The organism is Natroniella sulfidigena (assembly GCF_023223645.1).
In the GTDB taxonomy this organism is placed as follows: Bacteria; Bacillota; Halanaerobiia; order Halobacteroidales; family Halobacteroidaceae; genus Natroniella; species Natroniella sulfidigena.
On the sequence record NZ_JALKBY010000011.1, the window covers coordinates 68,546 to 92,123 of the forward strand.

The following is a 23,578-nucleotide window of genomic DNA, read 5'->3' on the forward strand; positions in this document are numbered from 1 at the left end:
TATAAAAAAAAGTGACACTGGATAAAAGGAGGGTTTATGATGCACTTGCCTGATGGAGTTGTTAGAGAAGGGGTTTTATTAGCAAGTTATGGAGGTAGTGCTTTACTATACTATTTATCATCTCGACAAAAAAAGGCTGATTTTAAATTAGTTCCTAAGATGAGTTTAGTAACAGCTGTTTTATTTGTAGCTTCTTTAATCCATATTCCAGTCGGAATGACAACTGTTCATTTTTCATTTGTAGGGTTGGCTGGAATCTTATTAGGTCCATTATCTTTTTTATCGGTTTTAGTTGCTCTATTTTTACAGTTAATATTATTTAATCATGGAGGCTATTCTACCTTAGGGGTTAATACCTTAAACTTTGCTATGGGAGCTTTGAGTGGTTATTATATCTTTAGACTTAGAAAGAATTTAGAAATGAATAATTTTTTAGAAGGGGTCTTTGCTTTTCTAGCAGGGGCTGGTTCTATGCTAGTTAAGGTTGCCGTTGCTTCTGTTGGTTTATACTTGTCGGACTATCCAGCTAGTGTAGCAATCTCTTTAACTACAGTACATCTGCCTATATTTTTAGGAGAAGGGGTAGTTACTGCTTTATTGGTTGTTGCTTTATCAAAGAAGAATAGGGGGTATATCTATGATGAAGAGTAAGAAGTTATTGCTTATTATCTGTTTCAGTTTAATGTTCAGTTTTATTATTATAGAAGATGCTTTAGCACATCGGATGTTGATTGAAGAGGTTGGTGAGGATTATGTAGTAGTTGGCTTTGATGATGGGACTAAAGCTATGGAAGTAGATGTTGTCCTGTATGACCAAGATGAAGAGGTTCTTTTAGAGGGGAAAACTGATTTAGAAGGGGGATTTGAGTTTGACCCTGAACTTCAACCCTATAAAATTGTTTCGAGTGATACTTATGGTCATCGAGCTGAATGGACTAGTGATGAACCAATAACTGAAGAGAGATTTCCACGCTGGGCAAGAGCTTTACTAGGGATTGGTATTTTGTTATTTATCGGAGTTAGTGCAAATTTTATTAGCAAGAAGAAGGACAATTAAGGATTAAATATTAGTTGTAGTTGAGGTTATTCTTAGCTACAACTTTTTTGTTTTAATAATGTGGCACTTTTGATATGGCGGGAAAAATAATTTTGTAGGGACAGGTCCCTGTGGATATGGTTTCTATGGTTTTCACGAAGAGTCTTGATTTTTAGACTCGTAGGTCTGCCCGTAAAACCAGGGCGACCACGGGGAGTCGCCCCTACAAATATCATTGGTTTCCATGTAGGGGTGAACCTTGTGTTCACCCTAAGTAAGCATTTCTCTAAAACAAGGGCGAATACAAGATTCGCCCCTACAAAAACACATTATTACACGAACGAAAGTGAAGCTTTATATCAATTTTATTATAAGGTTAATTGATTTCAAGAAGGATTAAACTATCTGGATCGAGAAATAATTAAAAGTGGAATTTTATTCTATTGTTAGTGGTTAAAAAGAGTGATATAATTTTAACAAACAGGTTTGTCCATTTATAATTGTCGGATTTTGAATTAGAGTGTCAATTAAAAAAAGGGGGGATAATAAAATAACTTTACTATTATTTCAATTAATAATAAATAATGATTGGAATAAATGAGATTTTTATGTACTAAAATTAGTAGTGAATATAATATTAAATTTATGGAATATTAAAGGTGATGAGAAATGAAAGATGTAAATTAATGTAAACTAGGGAGGATTAAAAAGTGAAGCGTGATCGTTTAATAGTCTTACTTGTTTTAGTTACAATAATTATCAGTTCAACAGTTGGAGTTGCTAGAGCTAATCAGCGGGTATTACAAAGAGGTATGCGGGGAAATGATGTTAGGGAATTACAAGAGAATTTAGTTATGCTAGGAGAGAAAATAATAATTGATGGTATCTTTGGAGAAGCAACTGAAGAAGCAATAAAGGATTTTCAAAGAAATAGTGATCTTCCTGATGATGGTGTTGTAGGAAGTCAGACCTGGGCTAGGTTAGAACAAGCCCTTAGCTTTGATGAGCATACAGTAAGAAGAGGGGATAATTTATCTCGTTTAGCTAATACATACGGAGTTTCGTTAGATGTAATTAGGGAAGCTAATGACCTTAGTTCTGATATTTTGCAAATTGGTCAGGAGTTAATTATTCCTAAAAGTGGCTTGGGTGGGGTGAGTACTACAGAGTTTTATGAATTTATTGAATATCAAGTTCGATCTGGGGATACTTTGGAAAGACTTGCTAGAGAATACAATACTACAGTTCGCAGAATTAGAGAAGAAAATGATCTAAGAACGGATAGAATTATTCCTGGACAAAAAATTACGATTCCGAAGTTGATGATTAATTTACCAGAGACTTCAGAAAACGTTGAATCAGTAGAAAGAGACTTTATTTGGCCAGTTGAAGGGCGGATAACTTCTGGTTTTGCTTGGCGGGTAAATCCTATTTCAAATCAACGACAATTCCATAATGGAATTGATATTGCAGTTCCTGAGGGAACACCTGTTAAAGCAACTAGAGCTGGAGAAGTATTAAGCAGTGGTTGGATTAGAGGTTATGGAAAGACAGTGACAATTGATCATGGAAATGGAGTTGTGACTTTGTATGCTCATAATTCTCAATTATCAGTAAGATCTGGTCAGCGAGTTGAACAAGGAGAAGTAATTGCTAGGGCAGGTAGTACAGGGCAGAGTACAGGGCCACATGTCCATTTTGAAATCAGAATAGATGGAGACCCAGCTAATCCTAAGGATTATTTAGAATAAAGAGAATGGAACTCCATTCTCTTTTTATTATCTAGAGAATAAAAAAGTAACTCTCTTTAAAGAGAGTTACTTTTTTTTGATTTTACTTATTCTTAAACTTAAACTTAGACTTAACCTAAAGTAGACGATAGGCCATTTTATTCAAATAATCACACCTTAAATTTACCTACTAATTCTTGTAACTCTTGAGCCATTTGTGCTAATTCTTGTGATGAGCTAGAGATTCCATCAGACATATTATTTATATCTTCTGTTGCAGTTGTAATCTTATCACTACTTTGAGCTAGATCATTAGTAGCACTTGCAGTCTGTTCTATTTGACTTGATGTCTCTTTAACTGAACTTTTAATCTCATCAAATATATCTCCAGTTTTTTCTACAATTTGTTGACCTTCTTTTGCTTTTGTTTCTACCTCTTTTATCTTCTTGATTCCTTGATTAGATTGTCCTTGAGTTCTGTTAACTAAGGTAGCAATTTTATCTGTTGCTGTAGCAGTTTCACTAGCTAGCTGTCTTATTTCTTCAGCCACAACAGCAAAACCTTGGCCATGTTCTCCAGCTCTAGCTGCCTCTATAGCTGCATTTAATGCTAATAAGTTAGTCTGCTCTGCTATATTTGTAATCAAATCAACTATCTCTCCTATCTCCTCTGATGTATTATCTAAGTCATCTATTACCGCTACTGTTTCTTCAACCACTTCATTAATTTCTTCGATATTATTTACGGTAGCTTCAATATTTTGACTACCTATATTAGTTTGAGAGTTAGCCTCCTGAGAAAAACCAGCTACTTCTTGAGCATTAGCCGAAATTTGTTGAATACCTGCTGACATATTATCTATTAAATCATTGGTGGCTTCTATAGTGGCATTCCCTTCCTCTGCTGAAGCAGATAATTCTTCACTATAAGCTGATAAGCTTTCAATTTTATCTAAGATATTAGTTATCACATTTTGCATAGCTGAATTTGTTTTATTAAATGCTCGGGCTAACCTACCAAATTCATCTTTCCTTGTAGTAAACTCTTCTCCAACAATATTAGTAAAATCACCATTAGCCATAGTTTCACAATCACTTGCTGCTCCATTTATAATATTACCAAAATAATTCCCCACCTTAAATCCTATAAATAGTAAGATCAATAAAGAAATAACTAACATTAAAATTAAAATATTCCTGATATTAGTTATTGGTTCGTGGATAAATTCATCTGGAACTCGAGTAACTACTCTCCAACCATTAGTTTCAGGAATTTCATAAAAATAAGCATATGTAGTCACACCATTGAGTGTGTAGTCTACTCGTCCCATTCCATTAGTTAATATATCATCTGCTATATCTGCAGTTCCGTTTAAAGTTGTAATACTTTCTTCTAATACAAAAGAGGAGTTAGGGTGAGCAAGAAAAGTTCCTTCTTCATCAATTATATATGAATAAGAGTCTTGATGATCGACTCCGATGTTAGAAATGAATTCAGTTAAATTATTTAAGTTAATTGAGCCTCCTATTGCACCTATTACTTCTCCATCTTCTTTAATTGGAGCTCCAACTACTGTGATAGGATTTCCAGTGAGCAAAGAGATAACCGGCTCTGAAATAACAGTTTCTCCAGCCATTAGATCTTGAAAATAATCTCGCTCACTTAAATCGCTAGTTGCTCCATCTGTGGAAGTAGAATTACCTGACTCATCTATCAGAAATAAATTTTCGAAAATATCAGAATTTTCTTCGTAACGTTGTTCTAAATAATCTTGTGCTTGATCCCAATCCATACTCTTGACTTTTGATAAAGCAGCATAGTCTTGCATTTGAGATCTTCTTTCTTCAAACCATTGTTCAACAAAATCAGCATTTTGTTCTGTAGTTATCATGAAATTATTATTAGATATATCAAATATTCTATCAGTAACAATAGAGTTAGATATTAAGATAATTAATGAAAATAAAATTATACTTGATATAGCTATAATAAACATAATTTTGAGACCAATGCTTTGTTCTATTTTTTCTTTAAGTGACATTTTATAACCTCCTGAGATATTAAGTTATTAAATAATAGCGTGTTATCAATTGTTTGTTTAGATTTAAATGCTTTCAATTTAGTTAGCAATAATCCCCCCCTTTAGTATACATTCTTCCCTTGAAATTATATCTATTTATGTTAGATTATAAGCTAACTATTAGAATATAATATCATAATTATATAAATAAATCAAAAATATTACAAAATGAATTAAATATGTTATAAAATAATTCCTAATTGACAAATAAAACTATATATTATCTTTTAAATAATATTATATACTAACAATATTAAGAAAGTATTAAAATTTGACTAAGTTTTAATTATAACTAAGAAAGATTAGTATGGATCTTTATTAATTGGATATTAAACTTATTTACAGAAGATAGTTATGGAAGAATTATTTTAGATTGGTTTGATTTAATAAAAAGGAGTAATTCTAATTTTGGTGAAATAATATAATTAGTTCTTTTACTGGATTTTAAAACAACTTATACCTGGAGGGATATAATGATTAAAGATAAAGATCTAGAAGAGCGAGCTTTAGAAATTTTAAGAAAAATTGATGAAGAAGAAAAGAAAGAGATAGAACAGGTAATAGAGGAAGCTGTTGAAAATAATAGTGATCAAGATGGGAAGAGTAAAGAAGAAAAGATTAAGGAACTAAAAGAAAAAATAGAGGAAATAAAAATGGAGAAAAAGAAAAAAGAATCCAAATTGGAAAAATTGAAACAGATAGATGAGTTAGATGAATTAAAAAGTGTAGAAAAGATAGATTTTGATCAAATTAAAATAGCCACTGAAGCTGAAAGAGAGAATTTTGCTGATAAACTTATGTTTTTGGCTAAATCAATTAAGGAGAATCGATTTTTAGCTAAAAAGACTTTACAAGCATTTGATTTATATCGAGCGAGAATGATTGATAGAAATATAAAAGAAAAGGATTTAGGAGTTAAGGTAGATAATTTGAGTTAATAGAGGTAAGATTTAAAATTAATTTCATAATTTAACGTTAGTTAAAGTTGCCAGCTGGCAACTTTTTATTTATAGTAGTAATTATTTTTTAGTAAATATTGACATTATAATTTCTGTTTTATAACATATAGATAGATTAGATGCAAATCATTTGCAAAAAGGGGGAGAGGTATGAAAAAATCAGGGTTCTTTTTGTTCATCAGTTTGCTAATGATAAGTCTAATTGCAGTTGGTTGTACTGGAGGGGAAGAAACTGTGCAACAGGAGAAATCAGAAGAAAATTTGAGTGTTTATAGTAGTTTTTATCCTTTATATGATCTTGTTAATAAGATTGGTGGTGATAAGGTAGATGCTGAACTTGTTGTCCCTCATGGGACAGAAGTACATAGCTATGAACCTTCACCCCGCAAGGTTGCTCAAATGGAGGAGGCTGATCTATTTTTATATAATGGATTGGAGTTAGAGCCGTGGGCGAATAGATTGGTAGAGAATTTAAGCTATACAGAGGTTAAGACAATTAATGCTAGTAAATTTGTAGAGGTATTAGAATATGATGATCATGACCATGATCACAGTCATGAAGATGAAAATGAAGCAGATGAGCATGGAGATAGTCATGAAGATGGAATTGATGAACATAGTCATGGGGATTATGATCCACATATCTGGTTAGATCCAATAAATATGAGATTGATTGCAGAAGGACTAGTAGATCAGTTAAGTGAATTAGATCCAGAAAATCAAGAGTTTTATCAAGCTAATTATGATCACTTTGCTCAAGAAATAGAAAAGTTAGATCAAGAGTATAAAGAGGGATTGGCAGATAGAACGAGTGATTATATCTTAGTTTCTCATTCATCTTTTCAGTATTTGGCTGATCGATATGGCTTGCAAGAGCTTTCTGTAGCAGGTGTCAGTCCACACCAAGAGCCAAGTTCTGGGACGGTGGCCCAATTAACCAAAGAGGTTAAGGAGCATGGTTTAGATTATATCTTTTTAGAGGTATTAGCCAGCCCTAGAACAGCAGAGGTCTTAGCTGAAGAAGCTGATTTGGAAGTGCTAACCTTAAATCCGATTGAAGGGTTAAGATCAGAAGATGTAGAAGTTGGCGAGGATTATTTTTCAATTATGAGAAAGAATCTTGAAACTTTAGAGAAAGCATTGGTGGATTAAAATGGAAGAAAAAGTGATAGAGGTTAATAATCTATCTTTTAAATATGATGATAAGCTTATTTTAGATGATATTAGTTTGGAGGTTAATAAAGGTGATTTTATCGCCTTTGTTGGCCCTAATGGTTCAGGGAAGAGTACTTTGTTGAAGTTATTGGTAGGTAGTTTAGATTTTAAAGAAGGTGAGATTAAACTTTTAGGTCAGCCCATAGGAAAGTTTAGTAACTGGACAAAGGTAGGGTATATTTCTCAGAAGGCACGAGATTTTAATGGTAGTTTTCCAGCTACTGTTAAGGAGGTTGTAGGGGCCAACCTCTATTCAAAGATGGGAATCTTTAAGTTTTTAACCAACAGATTAAATAAGAAAGTTGAGCAAGCTTTGGAGCTTGTTAATATGTTAGAGTTTAAAAATAGAACGATTGGTGAGTTATCTGGTGGTCAACAACAGAGGGTCTTTATTGCTAGAACCTTAGTCAATGATCCAGAAATAATCTTGTTAGATGAGCCGTTAGTAGGGGTTGATGCTCAAGCTCAGGATGATTTTTATCAATTAATTGGGAAATTAAATCAAGAGTTAAGGATTACAATAATCATGATCTCCCATGATATCAATATGATCAGTAGTCAAGCTGATAAGATTGCCTGTTTTTCTAATCGTAAAATCTATCTTCACCAAACTGAAGAGTTTGATTATCTTGCTTATCTTAATCAGATTAAAACAGATAGTAGCATCTTAGTTCCAGAACATAGTCATCAGGTGGTGAGTAATTAATAATGCTAGAGATCTTTAGTTATTCTTTCATGCAACGAGCCTTTATAGTTGGTAATATTATAGCAATTATCTGTCCATTAGTAGGAGTTTTTTTAGTTTTAAAGCGACTGTCATTAATTGGGCATACTTTATCTTATGTAGCTTTAGCAGGGGTAACTATTGGAATGATTTTGGGTATTTATCCTATCTATACTGCTTTGTTATTTTCAATTTTAGCAGCCTTGGGAATTGAAAAGCTACGGAAGGATTATAAGGATTATGCTGAGTTATCCTTAGCAATAATTTTGGCTGTTGGTTTAGGGATGGCTACTATATTAATCAGTTTAAGTAATAATAATGCTGGGGTCTTTAGTTACTTATTTGGGAGTATATCTTTAGTCACCAGACAGGATTTATTTGTAGTAATTCCGCTAGGAGTATTAATTATTGGGATAATAATATTATTGTACTATGGATTTTTCTTTTTAGCTTTTAATGAAGAGGATGCAAAGTTGGCTGGAGTTCCTGTTAGGTTATTGAACCTTTTATTTATGATTTTGGTCTCGATTACTATTTCTTTATCAATGAGGGTTATTGGTAGTTTGTTGGTCTCTTCTTTAATCACCTTACCAGTAGCTACAAGCTTACAAGTAGCTAAGAGCTTTAAGCAGACTATCTTTTATAGTGTGGTCTTCAGTATGCTGGCTTTAAATACAGGTTTAATCGGTTCATTTTATTATGATTTAGCACCAGGAGGAACTATTATCATTGCTAGTGTAGTTTATTTATTAGGGGTGATTTTATATAAAACTATTAAAAAAATAATTTATCAGAATAAAACTGTAAATCTAGAAATAGAGGCTAAAGACAGTTAAATTAAAGGTTAATTACTAAAATTGAAGAAGCAAATGAGGGGTTAAGATGGATGAATTAATCTTGTGGAAAAAGCGATTAAAGGACAAGGGAATTAGATGGACTAAACAACGAGCTGCTCTTTTAAGAGTATTACTACAGGTTAAAAGACCTTTATCGGCTCAAGAAATATTTGTTGAATTGGAGGAAGAAGGGATTAATTTAAGGCTATCGACTGTCTATCGAAATCTCAATTGTTTTAAAGCTAATGGGATTGTTAGAAATTTAAACTTTGATCAACAGGAAAATAAATTTGAGTTAATTAAGGGAGAACATCACCATCATTTAATCTGTGTTAATTGTGAAGAGATTAAGCCGTTAGATTGTCCGTTGCAGGAGTTTGAAGCTGAAGTAGATCAGAAAACAGATTATGCTATTTTAGAACATAGAATGAAGATGTATGGTATCTGTCCTAATTGTCAAAAAAAGACTGGTGATTAATAGCTATTTTGGTTGAAGAGGAGTAGACAAGAATAAAACTAATTTCCATAAATTGTAACTTGACATAGAGGGTTATATTTGTTATTATTACTTTGGAATTTCCAGAATAAGGTTTTTGATTGAGCGATCTGAGCTACTTAGTGATCCTAAGTGCTCAGATTTTTTTGTTATAAGCTAATTTTTGGGAGGAGATAATAGGTGAATCTTACTGAAATTAAGGAAGAATGGGCTTGTACTGAAGAAGAATGGAATGATTGGCGTTGGCAATTGGAAAATAGGATTACAACTGTAGAAGAATTGACGAGTAAGTTTGATCTTTCTGAAACTAAAGTTAAGGAGATTAAAAAAGCAACTGAAATCTTTCCGATGTCGATTACTCCTTATTATGCTTCATTGATCAATTTTGATAATAAAAACTGTCCGATTAAAAAACAGGCAATTCCAGATAAGTCGGAATTGGATAACTTTAATTATGAAATGGATGATCCATTATGTGAAGATGAACATTCTCCAGTTGATGGTTTGACTCATCGTTATCCTGATCGAGTTTTATTATTAGTGACTAATGAATGTTCAATGTTTTGTCGCCATTGTACTCGAAAAAGAAAGGTTGGAGATGAAAAACAACCGATTGATTTTGCTCAAATTGAGCAAGGGATTGATTATATAAAAAATAATTCTCAGATTAGAGATGTTTTATTATCAGGTGGAGATCCTTTATTAGTTGATCTGGAGAAATTAAGAATGATTATTACTAAATTGAAGGAAATACCACATGTAGAAGTAGTGAGAATTGGAAGTAGGGTTCCTGTAGTTCTACCACAGAGGATTGATGATTCTTTAGTGGAGATGTTACAAGATGTTGGCCCGGTTTGGATTAATACTCACTTTAATCATGAACAAGAGATAACCGTAGAATCTAAACAGGCATTAGATAAACTGGCTAATGCAGGAGTTCCTTTAGGGAATCAGACTGTTTTGTTGCGGGATGTTAATGATTGTCCTGAAATAATTAAGAACTTGATGCATCAATTGGTTGAAAATAGAGTCAGGCCGTATTATATGTATCAATGTGATTTATCGCAAGGAATTGAGCATTTTAGGACACCGGTAGCTAAAGGAATAGAGATTATGGAGCATTTGATTGGTCATACTTCTGGCATGGCAGTACCTCGTTATGTAGTTGATGCTCCTGGTGGAGGTGGAAAAATACCAGTAACCCCTAATTATTTATTATCTTCATCGAGCCGGAAGACGATCTTGAGGAATTTTGAAGGAACAATTACAGTTTATACTGAGCCAGAAGTTAGACCACATAATTGTCCACCAGAATGTAATATTTGTGAGCAACCTTTCGATGGGCAAGATGAAGAACAGGAAAAAGTAGGATTAGAACGTTTATTTGATGAAGAAGATGATGTAATTAGCTTAAAGACAGGTGAAAGAAGTTATGCAAGCTATAATGGATAAGAAGCAAGATGAGTTGCTTAATTTAACAGGAACTAATTATCAAGCTCAAGTTAATCTATCTTTTTTGAATAAGCGGATTGTGATTAAGCAGTATCAAGGAAGCAATTTGTCAGGTTTCGTAAAAGAATTAATAGCTATTGCTAACAGTAGAAATTTAACTAAGATTTGGGTCAAAGCTCATGCTGAAGATGAAGAAGAATTTAAAAGTATTGGTTTTGAATCTGAGGCAGTTGTGAAGGCATTTTATGGTTCAGAAGATGCAATCTTAATGGCTTTCTATTTAACTGAAGATAGAAAAGAGAGCCAAGATAGAAGAAAAAAGGAACAATTAATAAGCAAGGTTAAATCTAGTGAGCAGGATGATGAATTTACTTTACCAGCTGGATATAATTTTAGAATAGCTACTGAGAATGATTTGGCTCAATTGTCTAACTTATATGATGATGTTTTTACCAGTTATCCTTATCCAATTAAGAAAGAAGATTATTTAAAGCAGATGAGGCAGAAGGGCACTATCTATGGAGTCATTAGTAAAGAAGGAAAGATAGTTTCAGCTGCAGCAGCCGAGACAGTAGCAGAATATAAGAATGCAGAGTTGACTGATTTTGCTACTCATGTTGAGCATAGAGGTCAGGGATTAGCAGCATATTTATTAAATAGATTAGAAAAAGAACTAAAGAGTAATAATTACAAATCACTTTATACGATTGCCCGGGCCAACGTTTTTGGAATTAATAAGATTTTTAGTAGTCTTAATTATGAATATACAGGAAGATTGATTCAAAATTGTAATATTGCTGGTGGTTTTGAAGATATGAATGTCTGGAGTAAGGTAATTTGATATTTAGGGAGCAGCTTTGCTGCTCCTTTTTTTAGTTTTAATCTGGCAATTTCCACTATAGATGCAGGTATTTAATGATTAATATCTAAATTAATAGTTAAGCTATGTAATAAATATAAAAAATGACAAAATAAACTTGTTTTAGATTGAGAGTAATAATTAAGAGTTGAGAAGGTGGTGTAAAATGGTTACTAAAGATAGGTTTGAGTTGATGAGTGAAAAGTTAATTGACAGGATATTTACAGAAAGTTCTGACCAAGAAAAAGCAGTTTTAGATTATGGTCTGCAGGTTGTTTTATCAAGTTTACTTAATTATTTATTTATCATTATTATTTCTTCTTTATTAGGGGTTAGGACTTTAGCTTTAACAGCAGCTATTACAGCTTCTTTGATCAAGGTGTTTTCAGGAGGTGTTCATGCTAGTTGCTTAAGAAATTGTGTTTTGACTGCGGTTACTATTTTTACGAGTATAGGACTTATCTCTAAATATGTAGGGCCTATTCTAGGTGAAAATGTGATTATATTCTTTTGGTTAGTCCTTTTAGTTGGATTTTTAGTATTATATCTTTATGCACCGGTTGGGGTTAAGGAAAAGCCTATAACTTCACAAGCTAAGAGAAGTAAGTTAAAGAGATATTCTTTTATTGTTTTCTTTACTTTTCAGATAGTATACTATTTGTTGTACTTAACTGGGACAAGTGCTAGTCTGATTTTAGCTGGCCTATTAGGAGCCTGTTGGCAGTTGTTTGGGATTACTCCTGTAGCTTATAGGCTTTTTGGTAGAGAGTATAGAAAGGAGGTGAAAGAATATGAAAGCTAAAAAGGTAGTGGCTGAGCTATTGAAAAAAGCTGCTAAGGCCAATGTGGCTTCTGCATCTGGATTGTCTTTATATCAGCCAGAGGTACCGCAGTCGTTAAAAGAGGATAAGTAGTCTTAAGTACAAACCGAATCTTATAGAACTATAAGATTCGGTTTGTAGATTTTTTGGGATAGTAGATTATTTAGCACTTACAAGAGTAATTTTAAATTAAATAGTCAAGGAGGGGAGCTAATGGAGATAGCTACTGGTATATTACTGACAGTTGCTTTAGTCGAAGTTTTGTTGATGAGCTATGTAGGGTTAGGATTAGTGGGGGTTAAGACAGGTTTTAAAGATTATTTAAAAGTAGGGCTGCTCTATATCTTAGGGCTGTGGGTGTTAAGAAATCTAATTAGACTTTATGGGTTTCATTCACTAATCTTACTTCTGTTTTTAGTTTTATTAATTAAATTCATAGTTAAGGTTGAGTTATGGGTTGCTGCTACAGCTACATTGCTGGGCTGGATTTTTTTATTGATCGGTGAATCGTTTGTCTTAGGGTTTGTTGTTGAGCAGTTTGGTATAAGTTTAAAAGAACTAATTGCTGGCAGTTCATGGATCTCTTACATAATACTCTTAATGACTCAATTTGGACTGGTTATTGGAGCGATCTTGGTTCATTTCTTTGAGCTGAAGATCATTGATTTGGGGAGTGAAAAGTATGATCGAATCTAGCAAGTTGCAAATAAAAGCTTTGGTTCTTACTTTATTGTTGCAATCTTTTTTGTTGTTGTGGGTTCATCAGTGGCGAATATCAGAAATAATAAATATTCAAGATAATTACTTAACTAGAATAATCTTATTTATGGCGGTCTGTTTATCGATCTTATCTATGATTATAATCAGAAAAATCTTTAATTTGGTTAAATATGAGTTGGATTATAAGGTTCAAGAGGTTAAACTTGAGGAAAAGAAGAAGATGATCGAGGCTTTTAGGAGCCAAACCCATGATTTTTCCAATCACCTGCAGACAATCTATGGGATGGCACAACTAGATAAGACTGAAGAGATTAAAGAGTATATTAGATCTTTAAATAAAGATTTGGCTACTACTAAATATAATAATCTAGGAGAGGATGGCTCTATTTTGGATTCACTCTTGATTCCTAAGAAGTTGGAGGCAGTTAAAGCAAAGATAGATTTTGACTATCAAATTGACCAAGGGCTTAGGGAAGTAAATTTATCCTTGGATAAGCTTTTTCGGATAGTAAGTAATTTAGTTGATAATGCTATCGAAGCTACTAAATCTTTTAATGGCGAGAAAGTGATTAAAGTTATAGGGAAGGATCAAGAAGATGACTACTTATTAAGGGTTAAGAATAGCGGGCCAACGATAGAACAAGATGTGCTAGAGAAGATATTGGAGCCTGGTTTTTCTACTAAAGATGATGGTAGGGGATTTGGTTTATATATCGTTAAATCTTTAATTGAAGAGGATGGGGGAAGGATTGAAGTAAGAAGTGAAGCAGGTTATGGAACTGAGTTTTCAGTTTTATTAAAAAAGAAAAGGATTAGTAACTAAAAATTAAGATTAAATTGAATAAATAATTGATTAACGAGATATAATTAAGATTGAATCTAACTAAAATTAAAACTACTAATTATGAAAAATTGAAGGATTAATCGCTCTTGTGCTGAAATAAAGAAGAGAAATTCAAATTAGTTGTTGAATTTTTATTCATTCGGATGTATAATAATAAACAACAATCAACTTAAAAAAATATAGTTTCAACATAAATCAAGGAGGAATTAAGATGAAAAAAGAGATCAATAAGATTGTTATGGCTTATTCGGGAGGGTTGGATACATCAGTAGCTATCAAATGGTTACAAGATAAATATGGTGTAGAAGTTGTTACTTATTCAGCCGATGTAGGGCAGAATGAACCTTTGGAACCGGTTAAAGAGAAAGCTTTAGAAACAGGGGCAGTTGCAGCTTATGTTGACGATTTAAAAGAAGAATTTTTAACTGAGTATGCATTTAAGGGATTAAAAGCAGGAGCAATTTATGAAGATAAGTACCCATTAACTACTGCTTATTCTCGACCTTTGATTGCTAAAAAGATGATTGAAGTAGCTAAAAAGGAAGGAGCGGATGCTGTAGCTCATGGTTGTACTGGAAAGGGAAATGACCAGGTACGTTTTGATGTCTCATTTCAAGCTTTAGCTCCAGGGATTGAGATTGTAGCTCCATTAAGAAAATGGGAATTTAATTCGCGACCAGAACAGATTGAGTATGCAGAAAAGAAAGGGATTCCAGTAGGGGCTACTAAGGAGAGCCCTTATAGTATCGATCGAAATATGTTAGGGGTCAGTATTGAATGTGGAATCTTAGAAGATCCGGCTCAAGAACCACCAGAGGATGTTTATCAAATCACTACTGCTCCTGAGGATGCACCTGATCAGCCTGAATATGTAGAGCTTGAATTTAAGAATGGAGAACCAGTTGCTTTGAATGGAGAAGAGATAGATCCAGTAAGCTTAGTATTTGCTTTAAATGAAGTTGCTACTAAGCATGGCGTGGGCAGAATTGATATGGTAGAGAATCGTCTGGTAGGAATTAAGTCGCGAGAAATTTATGAAGTGCCAGCTTATACAGTATTACAGGAGGCTCACAGTCAGTTAGAGGATTTAGTCTTGGATAGAGAGACAGCTCACTATAAGCAAGCAGTGGCAGATAAATATTCTGAATTGGTCTATTATGGTCAGTGGTTCTCTCCACTTAGAGAAGCGTTGGATGCTTTCGTTGATTATACACAACAATATGTTAATGGAACTATTAAAGTTAAGTTATATAAAGGTAGTTGTACGGTAGTCGGTAGAGAGTCTAATAATTCACTCTACCAAGAAAACTTAGCTACTTATGATAAGTCTGATACATTTAATCATGAATCAGCGATTGGATTTATTGAACTGTTTGGATTACCATTGAAGGTTCATGGAAAGATCCATAATGAGTAAATTAGCTTTAAGCTATCAGAAAACGAAGGAAGAGAAAGTTAGAATTAGAACAGCTACCAGTCAAGATGTTAAATTAGTCTTTGATCTGACTAAGCGGATCTTTCAAGATTATAATGTTCCTACTAATTCTTCGGTTTCTCCTGCATTATTAGAGACAAAAGAGGATGTTAAAGAGGATATTGTAACTAAAGAAGTCTTAGTAGCTACTTATAATAACGAACCTGTTGGCTCGGTTCGTTATTATTCTTTAGCTGAGAAGAAGTTTTATTTGAGTAGATTAGGAGTCTTAGCTGGATATCGGGGCCAAAAGATTGGTTCTAAGTTGGTTGCTGCTGTTGAACAGCAGGTTCGAGCTTGTGGTGGAGAGGAGATTATGCTCCATTCTGCGTATCAATTAAAAAGATTATTACGATTTTATCAGAATCTAGGGTATCAGATTAGTGGATTAGAGAATAAAAGTGATTATACTCGGGCAATAATTAGTAAGAGGTTGAGTTAAGAAGGGGGTAGTCGGATGAAATTATGGGATGGCAGATTTGCTGAGAGTACAGATCAATTAGTAGAAGAATTTAATGCTTCAATTGGATTTGATTATAAATTATACCAATATGATATCCAAGGAAGTATTGCTCATGCTAAGATGTTAGCTAAGAGTGATATTATTTCAGTAGAAGATAAAGATCAGATAGTTACAGGATTAAAGGAGATCTTAGCTGAGATTGAAGCAGGTGATTTTGAATTTACAGTTGAGTTAGAAGACATTCATATGAATATTGAACGAAGATTGATTGAGAAGATAGGAAAAGTAGGTGGGAAGTTACATACAGCTCGGAGCAGAAATGATCAGGTTGCCTTAGATATTAGGTTATATCTAAGAGATCAGATTGAGCAGGTTACAGAGTTGACTAAGAATTTACAATTAACATTATTGGAGTTGGCAGAAGATAATATTGAGATTATTATGCCTGGTTATACCCATCTGCAGCGAGCTCAGCCAATTAGGTTGGCCCATCACTTGTTAGCTTATCAACAGAAATTGAAACGTGATCAGCAGCGTTTAGCTGACTGTTATCAACGGGTTAATGTCTTACCATTGGGTTCTGGGGCATTAGCTGGTACTAAATTTCCAATCGATCGTGAATATGTTGCTCAAGAATTGAACTTTTCTGAAATCAGTCAAAATAGTTTAGATGCAGTCAGTGACCGAGACTTTATTATTGAATTTTTAGGTATTGCTGCTACGGTAATGATGCACTTAAGCCGTTTAAGTGAGGAGTTGATTTTATGGTCATCTTCTGAATTTGAATTTGTGGAGATAGCTGATGCTTTCTGTACTGGAAGTAGTATCATGCCTCAAAAGAAGAATCCAGATATTCCTGAGTTGATTAGGGGGAAGACTGGTAGGGTGTATGGACATTTAATGCAACTGTTGACTACTATGAAAGGGTTACCTTTAGCATACAATAAAGATATGCAGGAAGATAAAGAAGGACTTTTTGATACTGTAGATACTTTAAAGATTAGCTTAGAAATCTTTGCTCGCATGCTAGCTAATACTAGCTTTAATCAACAACAGATGAAAGAAGCTACTGAGGGTGGCTTTGTTAATGCTACTGATGTTGCTGATTATTTAGTAGATAAAGGAGTACCTTTTAGAGAAGCTCATGAAATAGTAGGAAAAGCAGTTTTATACTGTATTGAGAATAACAAAAACTTATCAGATTTAGAGTTAAAAGAATGGAATGATTTTTCTGAAGTATTTGCAGAGGATATCTATGATGCTATTGCAATTGAAAATTGTGTAGATGCTCGAAGTACGATCGGTGGGCCAGCACAACAAGAAGTTGAACGGGTAATTGTTCAAGAAAAAGAAATAATAAGTGATGAATAAATACAAAAGGGTTAGGACTTAAGTCCTAACCCTTTTGTTTGTTTAGGAAATTTATGCTTTTTAGAGGTTGTGGATAATTTTTATTTTTAATGGTTTGGTTAATCTTAGACTTAGCCTTAGACTTAGACTATGACCGAAGGTCATTTTCTTTTCTGTTAGTTACTTGCTTTAAAAACTTTAATTTTTGTGATAAAATGGATTAACCTTTGGATAATGACGTTTTTTATAATATAATAGGGGTGAGGAAGTGGGAAGGAGGATTGAAATGAGTAAGGATAATAAGTATCGGGCCAACAAAATCAAACGAGAGCATACAATTATAGAAGATGTATTACCACTATTAGAAAATTTATCTAAATTAGCTATAGTTAAGAGTATTATTCCGGGGCGGATTAATCGGCGTGGTGGAAGTGGAATTCCTCCGCATTTAAAATTGAAGTATAATACATCCAGTGGAGTCAAAGTATTAGCTAAAAATAGTTCTTCCGTTCAGGAAGTCTTTGTAGTAACAGATGAACCTGACCAAGCAATGGAGGTAATGAAGGAGCGAAAGCTTGTTAAATAAAAGATAATGGTATTACTGATTTTTATTCGGTAATGCCATATTCATTTTAAAGGATATTTAATGATAATCTAGAAGTAATAAAAGGAATAATAATTTATAGTTGATAATTGAGAGTTGACTGAAAAATGAAACGAGGAGGTGTCTTTATGGTGAGCAGGAATAAAAAAGTTATAATTGTATTGGTATTGCTCATTAGTCTAATGATGACTAAAGTTGGTCATGCTCGAAATTTAGCTTTTGAAAATTATAAACAAGCAGTAATGGCTTTTGAAAGTCAGGATTGGTCTCAAGCTAAACAACATTTAGATCAAGTTATTTTAAATGACCTAGCTTATTCAGATTATATGGCTAAATCAGTTTATTTAAAGAGCCTATTACTGGCAGCAGAAATTGAACGGGATATAAAATTAAAGGAAGCATTTATAGCTGGTGAGGAAAAGTTGGACTTTGCTCAAGAAGATCTTAGAGAAAAATTTAAGATGCAAGCAGATAATTATCAATTGCAGGCTAAAAGAAAAGTCGACACATTACTTGGTTTGGCTAATTATTTAGCTATTAATCTACCTCCTGTCGAAATTGATATTGATTTACCACATAATCGCAGGGGTTATGATCAGCAAGTTTTGGAAGAGATTGAAAGTGGAGAAGAGGTAGCAGAAGATAATTTAAAGGAATTAGAAGAGAGGATTTTGATGCAAGGGGTTTATGATTATTTAAATTTAACTGTAGGGACTAAAACGGATATTTTTGATAATAATTTTGTTATTAGAGCTGAGGAAGGAGATAGTTTATTCAGCCTAGCTAGAGAACATAATATTCCATTGCAGTTGTTAGTTGAGGTAAATAATCATCTTCAAAACCCAAATCGAATTTACCCTGAGCAGAAAATTTATATTCCTCAAGTAGAGAATTATTACATAAACTACCCAGCTTATTTTTATTATTTGTCTTATGTTAGTTATCAAGCTAATCAGAGACGAAAAGAAGAAATTTCCGAATTAGTTGAAAAGGCTTATCAGTTAACAGCTAAAGATGATGGCCCAAGCTTGGGTGAAGAGTCTAAAGGACTAGTTGCTTTGATGAGGCTTGATGAATATGAGCAAAGAATAACTGAAAAAACAAAGACGATTGAAGAGTTGGAAAGTAATTATCAATTTTTATTACAAGAAGTAGAAGAGTTAACCTTAAATTTAAATGAAGAAGAACTAGAAGATGAGAAGGAAGAAAAAGAAGAGGAATCTGATTTTGATCCTACTCAGGAGCCATTAGATTATTAAATCTGTGTTTATTTTTAAATTTTGTTACAAAACAGCTTAAGTTTAAGGTTGAGATTGAGTCTAAGTCAACCGTTAAAAATATAAAGACTTTTAGTTTTTACTTAAACTTAGACTTGGACTTAAACTTAAGCTATATCAATTAAGAAGATTTTAGTTAGAAAAATATATTAAGCTGACGCAAAGGAAGTGCTTATTATAGATCAGTTTGTATAGTAAATAAAAAAGTTATCCGAGGAATTTATTCCTCGGATTTTGAAATAAGGGGGAGAATTATGAAACAGTATATAGGATTTTTATCGCTAGTATATATTATAGCTATTATTGTTAAATTAAAAGATAATACGAAGAGTTTTGACGATTACATTACTGAATATGAGGATATAAAGTCTCAATTAAAGTTGGCCGGCCAACAGAAGAATCCTTTTTTGATGTTAAAGTTTGTTAACTTTATTTTTTATCTATTCTTAATTCTATATTACATAGCTAATTCGATCTTATTTGAAAATTATCTACTGTTACAAATTTTGAGTTATGGACTAATCTTGATCTGTCTTTTTAAATTGGGTCGAAAATTGGTGATAAGTTCTGTTGATGACTTTGAAGCAAGAATCAAACATGATAGGAAAGATTATAATAAAAAGCAAAGGTTAAAATTAATGTTGGGGTTATTAGAATTTGCATATGCTTTTAATGCTTTATCATTACTTAGCTTGTACTATTAAGTTTTACTTTAGTTTCTCATTAAATTCCTTTGTATTAACAATAGCTTTGAGTAGATTGATGACACCATCTAATTCGTCTTCTTTGATATATCTAACATCTTTGGCTTCTTGACTTTGAATTCTTTTAAGATCTGTTACTATCTGTTTTAGACCATTTAAGTTTGTATAATCTAGCATATTAGTTATCCTCCTTAGTGATGAATTCATTTATATTATTTGTCAAGACTAGACTAATAATGTTAGTAAAAATAGTTATTAGTTTATAATATTTGTAGTATAACTAAAAATATTGGAGGGGAAAATAGTGAAAAGTGATGTTTATTTTTGTAATTTAAGGGCCAACAATAAACAGGATAATTTAGTTAATAAGCTAGCTAGATTATTTGACGCAGCTAATTTTAATCAACTAATAGATCAGGATGATTTATGTGGGGTCAAACTCCATTTTGGAGAGTTAGGAAATAATGCTTTTATTAGACCACTTTTTGTTAGAAGGATAGTAGAAAAGATCAAAGAAGAAGCAGGAAGGCCTTTTTTGACAGATGCTAATACCTTATACTCAGGAGCACGGGCCAACTCTGTAGATCATCTAAATACAGCAATAGCTAATGGATTTGGTTATTCTACAGTTTTAGCACCGTTGATTATTGCTGATGGATTAACTGGGAAGAACTTTTCTGAGATAAAGATAGATGGTGAACACTTTAATGCAGTTAAGATTGGGAGTGAGATTGTACAAGCAGATGGGATGATCAGTTTGGCCCACTTTAAAGGGCATGAATTGACAGGCTTTGGTGGAGCGATCAAGAATGTAGGAATGGGCTTAGGTAGTAGAAGTGGCAAGCAGATGATGCATGCTGCTGTAGAGCCAGAGGTTGCTAGTGCAGAATGTATTACTTGTGGTAAGTGTAAAAAGTGGTGTTCTCAGGATGCTTTTGTAATCAATGAGGTCAGTGAAATAGATTTAGAGAAGTGTATAGGTTGTGGAGAATGTGTAGTAACCTGTCCGACAGATGCTATTTCAGTCCAGTGGGATGATGCTCCAGTTGCTGTCCAAGAAAGAATGGCAGAGTTTACTTTAGGAGTGGTCAAAGGTAAAGAGGAGAAGGTAGGGTATATAAATTTTGTCCTTGATATTTCACCTGATTGTGATTGTTGTGGTTGGACAGATCAACCGATTGTTAATGATATTGGGATCTTAGCTGCTAAGGATCCGGTAGCAATTGATCAAGCATCTGCTGATCTGGTTAATCAACAACGAGGTAATCAAGATAGTGCATTAATAAATAACTTTGCTCCTGGAGAAGATAAATTTAGAGGTGTACACCCTGAAGTGGATTGGGAAGCACAGTTAAGGCATGGAGAGAAGATTGGGTTAGGGAATCGAGACTATAATTTGATCGAAATCGATTAATGTTAGATTAAACTAAATTTGGATTGTCAAGCAAAATTGTTTTGAATTAAAGGGATAAATAGTATATAATAGATTTAGATAAAGACAGCAAGTTGACTTGCTGTCTTTAGTCTATAAATCAGGAGTTAAGATAGCTGATCAGTATTATAGATTTGGCTTAGAAACTGTAATAATAATTGATGCAATCTTAGAAGGAGTGGAATTGGATAATGATCAAGGTAGGTCTATTGAGTTTAGGATGTTCAAAAAATCAGGTTGATTCTGAAATTATGTTAGGATTGATTGCTGAAGCAGGTTATCAAGTAGTAGATAATTATAAGAGTTCAGATGTATTGATTGTCAATACTTGTGGGTTTATTGATGATGCTAAAGAGGAATCAATTAATTCGATTTTAGAGTTGGCCCAGTATAAACAAGAAGGTACTTGTAAACTATTAATAGTAACAGGGTGTTTAGGACAAAGGTATAGTCAAGAGTTAGAAGAGCAGATTTCAGAGATTGATGCTATTTTAGGAACAGGAAATTTCGATCAGATTGTAGAGGTCATTGAGGAGAGTTTAGAAGGAGCAAAAAGGATAGAGGTTGAGAATCCAGATTTTGATTACGATCGCTATCTACCTAAAAGTAATTTAAGTCCTAATTATACTGCTTATCTGAAGATAGCAGAAGGGTGTAATAACTGTTGTTCTTATTGTGTGATTCCTCAATTGAGAGGGACTTTAAAGAGTAGATCGATTGAAACAATTGTTGATGAGGCTGAAAGGTTGGCCCAACAAGGGGTTAAAGAGGTCAATATTATTGCTCAGGATATTACTCAGTATGGGCTTGATCTATATGGTGAATCTAAGTTGATTGAGTTATTGAAGGAGTTAGTTAAGGTTGAAGGTATTAAGTGGTTTAGGTTATTATATGCTTATCCGAGTCATTTAACTGATCAATTGATTGAATTAATAGCTGCTGAGGATAAGATCTGTAATTATCTCGATCTGCCCGTTCAACATGCTGATGCTACGATTAGAGAAAGGATGAACCGGACTGGTAGTCAAGATGATATTTTAGCTGTAATTAAGAAATTACGGGCCAAAATACCAGATATCTCACTACGAACCTCTTTGATTGTAGGTTTTCCTGGTGAGACAGAAAGAGAGTTTCAAAATTTGATTGACTTTGTTACAGAAGCAGAATTTGATCGATTAGGTGTCTTTACTTATTCGCAAGAAGAAGGAACTCCAGCTGCTAAAATGGCTGAGCAAATTCCAGAAGAAGTAAAAGAAGAAAGATATGAAGAGATTATGAAATTACAACAAGAGATCTCTTATCAGCGTAATCAAGAGTGGATTGGAAAGCAAGTAACTGTCTTAGTAGAAGAGGTTCAAGCTGAAGAAGCACCATTAGTGATTGGTAGGACTGAACGAGATGCACCCGAGATTGATGGAGTTGTATATGTTAAGGATTCAACTGCAGAAGTTGGTGAGTTGATTGAGGTTGAGATTGTTGATGCCTATGAATATGATTTAATGGGAGTGGAGGTTAAATGAAGTTAAATTTGCCCAACAGATTGACATTAATTAGAATTTTACTGGTTCCAATCTTTATGGCATTTTTATTATTTCGCATTGAAGGTTATCAAACATATGGAAGGTATATTGCTGTAGGGGTCTTTATAATAGCTGCTATTACCGATGGAATAGATGGCTATATTGCTCGGAAGAGAGGATTGGTTACTAAATTAGGAAAGTTTATTGACCCTTTGGCTGATAAATTATTAATTTCGGCTGCTTTGATTGCTTTGGTTGACTTAGGAGATATTACAGCTTGGCCCGCTATTATTATCATTGGACGAGAATTTGCTGTAACTGGTTTACGAGTCTTAGCAGCTTCGGAAGGGATTGTAATTGCTGCGAGTAATTTAGGTAAATATAAGACTAATGCTCAGATTTTTGCAGTGATTGCGCTTATTATACAATTGCCTTATGCTAGCTTATTATTATGGATTGCAGTATTTTTAACTATTATTTCCGGATTAGACTACTTAATCAAATCTAAAAAATTAATTAAGGATGATGATAATGAATAAACTAATCAGGTTACTAGCAACAGGATTTAATAGTGGCTTTAGTCCAGTAGCTCCAGGGACAGTTGGAACTATAGTAGGGTTAGCTTTGACTTGGTTGTGGTTAATATTTGGTTTTGAAATCAATTTTCCACTAGTCTTTATTTTAGTAGTAGTAGGGACTTATCTGGCTGATAGTGCTGAAAAATTTTTTGGTAAGAAGGATGCTCAACAGATTGTGATTGATGAAATTGTTGGATTTGTAATTGCAATTTATGGCTTAGGAATTAATATGTTGATTCCTGCGTTTGTTTTATTTAGATTATTTGATATTTTAAAACCACCTCCAATTAATAAATTTCAAGAATTAGAAGGTGGAGTTGGAGTTATGGTTGATGATATTTTAGCTGGAATTATGGCTAATTTATTATTGAGATTAATCTTATTCTTTGTTTAAGAGTACAGC

The 23,578-nt window shown here is 33.3% G+C and carries 26 protein-coding genes; 24 read left to right on the forward strand and 2 right to left on the reverse strand.

The genetic code is table 11. The annotated features are described in order from the left end of the window. Positions 1-39 precede the first annotated feature (39 nt). The 3 genes from MWH28_RS08485 to MWH28_RS08495 all read left to right on the forward strand — a co-directional run bounded on the left by MWH28_RS08485 (position 40) and on the right by MWH28_RS08495 (position 2,787). Positions 40-651, forward strand: a complete 612-nt coding sequence (locus MWH28_RS08485) for a CbiM family transporter (RefSeq protein ID WP_248618928.1) — start codon at positions 40-42, stop codon at positions 649-651. Beyond that, entirely contained in the window at positions 641-1,057 is a 417-nt protein-coding gene (locus tag MWH28_RS08490; protein WP_248618929.1) for a hypothetical protein, read from the forward strand. Before MWH28_RS08485 ends, MWH28_RS08490 begins: the two co-directional genes overlap by 11 nt. Before the next feature lie 689 nt (positions 1,058-1,746). Next, a complete protein-coding gene (locus MWH28_RS08495) occupies positions 1,747-2,787 on the forward strand; it encodes a peptidoglycan DD-metalloendopeptidase family protein (protein WP_248618930.1) in 1,041 nt (346 codons plus the stop codon). Positions 2,788-2,936: 149 nt separating this feature from the next. On the opposite strand, the gene MWH28_RS08500 is transcribed toward MWH28_RS08495, so the two are convergent. Continuing rightward, complete coding sequence (locus MWH28_RS08500; protein ID WP_248618931.1) at positions 2,937-4,808, reverse strand: methyl-accepting chemotaxis protein; 1,872 nt, start codon at positions 4,806-4,808, stop codon at positions 2,937-2,939. A gap of 512 nt (positions 4,809-5,320) precedes the next feature. Between MWH28_RS08500 and MWH28_RS08505 the strand changes: the two genes are divergently transcribed. From MWH28_RS08505 to MWH28_RS08585, 17 genes are all read left to right on the forward strand, one after another. Continuing rightward, positions 5,321-5,785, forward strand: coding sequence for a hypothetical protein (locus MWH28_RS08505; RefSeq protein WP_248618932.1), 465 nt, complete (start codon positions 5,321-5,323; stop codon positions 5,783-5,785). A gap of 171 nt (positions 5,786-5,956) precedes the next feature. Beyond that, on the forward strand, positions 5,957-6,958 hold the full coding sequence (locus MWH28_RS08510; protein ID WP_248618933.1) for a metal ABC transporter solute-binding protein, Zn/Mn family: 1,002 nt from the start codon (positions 5,957-5,959) through the stop codon (positions 6,956-6,958). Position 6,959: 1 nt separating this feature from the next. Continuing rightward, positions 6,960-7,727, forward strand: coding sequence for a metal ABC transporter ATP-binding protein (locus MWH28_RS08515; RefSeq protein ID WP_248618934.1), 768 nt, complete (start codon positions 6,960-6,962; stop codon positions 7,725-7,727). Between the two features lie 2 nt (positions 7,728-7,729). Further along, complete coding sequence (locus MWH28_RS08520) at positions 7,730-8,581, forward strand: metal ABC transporter permease (protein ID WP_248618935.1); 852 nt, start codon at positions 7,730-7,732, stop codon at positions 8,579-8,581. Between the two features lie 46 nt (positions 8,582-8,627). Next, positions 8,628-9,059 carry a Fur family transcriptional regulator gene (locus MWH28_RS08525; protein WP_248618936.1) on the forward strand — a complete coding sequence of 144 codons (432 nt, stop codon included), beginning with the start codon at positions 8,628-8,630 and terminating at the stop codon, positions 9,057-9,059. A 198-nt stretch (positions 9,060-9,257) separates the two neighbouring features. Continuing rightward, positions 9,258-10,529, forward strand: coding sequence for a lysine 2,3-aminomutase (kamA, locus tag MWH28_RS08530; RefSeq protein ID WP_248618937.1), 1,272 nt, complete (start codon positions 9,258-9,260; stop codon positions 10,527-10,529). Then, positions 10,510-11,370, forward strand: coding sequence for a putative beta-lysine N-acetyltransferase (gene ablB / locus MWH28_RS08535; RefSeq protein ID WP_248618938.1), 861 nt, complete (start codon positions 10,510-10,512; stop codon positions 11,368-11,370). The genes kamA and ablB overlap by 20 nt, the downstream gene beginning before the upstream one ends. Before the next feature lie 184 nt (positions 11,371-11,554). Further along, a complete protein-coding gene (locus MWH28_RS08540; RefSeq protein WP_248618939.1) occupies positions 11,555-12,190 on the forward strand; it encodes an accessory gene regulator ArgB-like protein in 636 nt (211 codons plus the stop codon). Then, positions 12,180-12,302: a cyclic lactone autoinducer peptide gene (locus tag MWH28_RS08545; protein WP_248618940.1), complete on the forward strand. Its 123-nt coding sequence runs from the start codon at positions 12,180-12,182 to the stop codon at positions 12,300-12,302. The genes MWH28_RS08540 and MWH28_RS08545 overlap by 11 nt, the downstream gene beginning before the upstream one ends. 120 nt (positions 12,303-12,422) lie before the next feature. Continuing rightward, on the forward strand, positions 12,423-12,905 hold the full coding sequence (locus tag MWH28_RS08550) for a hypothetical protein (protein WP_248618941.1): 483 nt from the start codon (positions 12,423-12,425) through the stop codon (positions 12,903-12,905). Beyond that, positions 12,892-13,752: a sensor histidine kinase gene (locus tag MWH28_RS08555; protein ID WP_248618942.1), complete on the forward strand. Its 861-nt coding sequence runs from the start codon at positions 12,892-12,894 to the stop codon at positions 13,750-13,752. The genes MWH28_RS08550 and MWH28_RS08555 overlap by 14 nt, the downstream gene beginning before the upstream one ends. A 232-nt stretch (positions 13,753-13,984) precedes the next feature. Continuing rightward, positions 13,985-15,190 carry an argininosuccinate synthase gene (locus MWH28_RS08560; protein ID WP_248618943.1) on the forward strand — a complete coding sequence of 402 codons (1,206 nt, stop codon included), beginning with the start codon at positions 13,985-13,987 and terminating at the stop codon, positions 15,188-15,190. Continuing rightward, a complete protein-coding gene (locus MWH28_RS08565) occupies positions 15,183-15,689 on the forward strand; it encodes a GNAT family N-acetyltransferase (RefSeq protein ID WP_248618944.1) in 507 nt (168 codons plus the stop codon). Before MWH28_RS08560 ends, MWH28_RS08565 begins: the two co-directional genes overlap by 8 nt. A gap of 15 nt (positions 15,690-15,704) precedes the next feature. Continuing rightward, complete coding sequence (argH, locus tag MWH28_RS08570; protein WP_248618945.1) at positions 15,705-17,081, forward strand: argininosuccinate lyase; 1,377 nt, start codon at positions 15,705-15,707, stop codon at positions 17,079-17,081. A 265-nt stretch (positions 17,082-17,346) separates the two neighbouring features. Continuing rightward, complete coding sequence (locus MWH28_RS08575) at positions 17,347-17,646, forward strand: DUF2103 domain-containing protein (RefSeq protein WP_248618946.1); 300 nt, start codon at positions 17,347-17,349, stop codon at positions 17,644-17,646. 149 nt (positions 17,647-17,795) lie between these two features. Next, complete coding sequence (locus MWH28_RS12985; RefSeq protein WP_248618947.1) at positions 17,796-18,923, forward strand: LysM peptidoglycan-binding domain-containing protein; 1,128 nt, start codon at positions 17,796-17,798, stop codon at positions 18,921-18,923. A 272-nt stretch (positions 18,924-19,195) separates the two neighbouring features. Continuing rightward, entirely contained in the window at positions 19,196-19,645 is a 450-nt protein-coding gene (locus tag MWH28_RS08585) for a hypothetical protein (protein WP_248618948.1), read from the forward strand. Positions 19,646-19,648: 3 nt separating this feature from the next. Here the strand turns inward: MWH28_RS08585 and MWH28_RS08590 are convergent, their stop codons facing one another. After that, positions 19,649-19,822: a hypothetical protein gene (locus MWH28_RS08590; RefSeq protein ID WP_248618949.1), complete on the reverse strand. Its 174-nt coding sequence runs from the start codon at positions 19,820-19,822 to the stop codon at positions 19,649-19,651. 127 nt (positions 19,823-19,949) lie between these two features. Here MWH28_RS08590 and MWH28_RS08595 point away from each other — a divergent pair, with 127 nt between their 5' ends. From MWH28_RS08595 to MWH28_RS08610, 4 genes are all read left to right on the forward strand, one after another. Further along, positions 19,950-21,059: a DUF362 domain-containing protein gene (locus MWH28_RS08595; protein WP_248618950.1), complete on the forward strand. Its 1,110-nt coding sequence runs from the start codon at positions 19,950-19,952 to the stop codon at positions 21,057-21,059. A gap of 209 nt (positions 21,060-21,268) precedes the next feature. Beyond that, positions 21,269-22,597 (forward strand): 30S ribosomal protein S12 methylthiotransferase RimO, encoded by a 1,329-nt coding sequence (rimO, locus tag MWH28_RS08600; protein ID WP_248618951.1) that lies wholly within the window; start codon positions 21,269-21,271, stop codon positions 22,595-22,597. Beyond that, positions 22,594-23,136: a CDP-diacylglycerol--glycerol-3-phosphate 3-phosphatidyltransferase gene (gene pgsA, locus MWH28_RS08605; protein ID WP_248618952.1), complete on the forward strand. Its 543-nt coding sequence runs from the start codon at positions 22,594-22,596 to the stop codon at positions 23,134-23,136. The genes rimO and pgsA overlap by 4 nt, the downstream gene beginning before the upstream one ends. Then, entirely contained in the window at positions 23,129-23,569 is a 441-nt protein-coding gene (locus MWH28_RS08610; protein ID WP_248618953.1) for a phosphatidylglycerophosphatase A family protein, read from the forward strand. The genes pgsA and MWH28_RS08610 overlap by 8 nt, the downstream gene beginning before the upstream one ends. The last annotated feature ends 9 nt before the right edge of the window (positions 23,570-23,578 follow it).

Excerpts from the sequence above, each read along its gene's own strand:
- MWH28_RS08485 (WP_248618928.1), top strand. The coding sequence starts at position 40 with ATGCACTTGCCTGATGGAGTTGTTAGAGAAGGGGTTTTATTAGCAAGT.
- MWH28_RS08490 (WP_248618929.1), top strand. The coding sequence starts at position 641 with ATGAAGAGTAAGAAGTTATTGCTTATTATCTGTTTCAGTTTAATGTTC.
- MWH28_RS08500 (WP_248618931.1), bottom strand. The coding sequence starts at position 4,808 with ATGTCACTTAAAGAAAAAATAGAACAAAGCATTGGTCTCAAAATTATG.
- MWH28_RS08505 (WP_248618932.1), top strand. The coding sequence starts at position 5,321 with ATGATTAAAGATAAAGATCTAGAAGAGCGAGCTTTAGAAATTTTAAGA.
- MWH28_RS08510 (WP_248618933.1), top strand. The coding sequence starts at position 5,957 with ATGAAAAAATCAGGGTTCTTTTTGTTCATCAGTTTGCTAATGATAAGT.
- MWH28_RS08515 (WP_248618934.1), top strand. The coding sequence starts at position 6,960 with ATGGAAGAAAAAGTGATAGAGGTTAATAATCTATCTTTTAAATATGAT.
- MWH28_RS08520 (WP_248618935.1), top strand. The coding sequence starts at position 7,730 with ATGCTAGAGATCTTTAGTTATTCTTTCATGCAACGAGCCTTTATAGTT.
- MWH28_RS08525 (WP_248618936.1), top strand. The coding sequence starts at position 8,628 with ATGGATGAATTAATCTTGTGGAAAAAGCGATTAAAGGACAAGGGAATT.
- ablB (WP_248618938.1), top strand. The coding sequence starts at position 10,510 with ATGCAAGCTATAATGGATAAGAAGCAAGATGAGTTGCTTAATTTAACA.
- MWH28_RS08540 (WP_248618939.1), top strand. The coding sequence starts at position 11,555 with ATGGTTACTAAAGATAGGTTTGAGTTGATGAGTGAAAAGTTAATTGAC.
- MWH28_RS08545 (WP_248618940.1), top strand. The coding sequence starts at position 12,180 with ATGAAAGCTAAAAAGGTAGTGGCTGAGCTATTGAAAAAAGCTGCTAAG.
- MWH28_RS08550 (WP_248618941.1), top strand. The coding sequence starts at position 12,423 with ATGGAGATAGCTACTGGTATATTACTGACAGTTGCTTTAGTCGAAGTT.
- MWH28_RS08555 (WP_248618942.1), top strand. The coding sequence starts at position 12,892 with ATGATCGAATCTAGCAAGTTGCAAATAAAAGCTTTGGTTCTTACTTTA.
- MWH28_RS08560 (WP_248618943.1), top strand. The coding sequence starts at position 13,985 with ATGAAAAAAGAGATCAATAAGATTGTTATGGCTTATTCGGGAGGGTTG.
- MWH28_RS08565 (WP_248618944.1), top strand. The coding sequence starts at position 15,183 with ATGAGTAAATTAGCTTTAAGCTATCAGAAAACGAAGGAAGAGAAAGTT.
- argH (WP_248618945.1), top strand. The coding sequence starts at position 15,705 with ATGAAATTATGGGATGGCAGATTTGCTGAGAGTACAGATCAATTAGTA.
- MWH28_RS08575 (WP_248618946.1), top strand. The coding sequence starts at position 17,347 with ATGAGTAAGGATAATAAGTATCGGGCCAACAAAATCAAACGAGAGCAT.
- MWH28_RS08585 (WP_248618948.1), top strand. The coding sequence starts at position 19,196 with ATGAAACAGTATATAGGATTTTTATCGCTAGTATATATTATAGCTATT.
- MWH28_RS08590 (WP_248618949.1), bottom strand. The coding sequence starts at position 19,822 with ATGCTAGATTATACAAACTTAAATGGTCTAAAACAGATAGTAACAGAT.
- rimO (WP_248618951.1), top strand. The coding sequence starts at position 21,269 with ATGATCAAGGTAGGTCTATTGAGTTTAGGATGTTCAAAAAATCAGGTT.
- pgsA (WP_248618952.1), top strand. The coding sequence starts at position 22,594 with ATGAAGTTAAATTTGCCCAACAGATTGACATTAATTAGAATTTTACTG.
- MWH28_RS08610 (WP_248618953.1), top strand. The coding sequence starts at position 23,129 with ATGAATAAACTAATCAGGTTACTAGCAACAGGATTTAATAGTGGCTTT.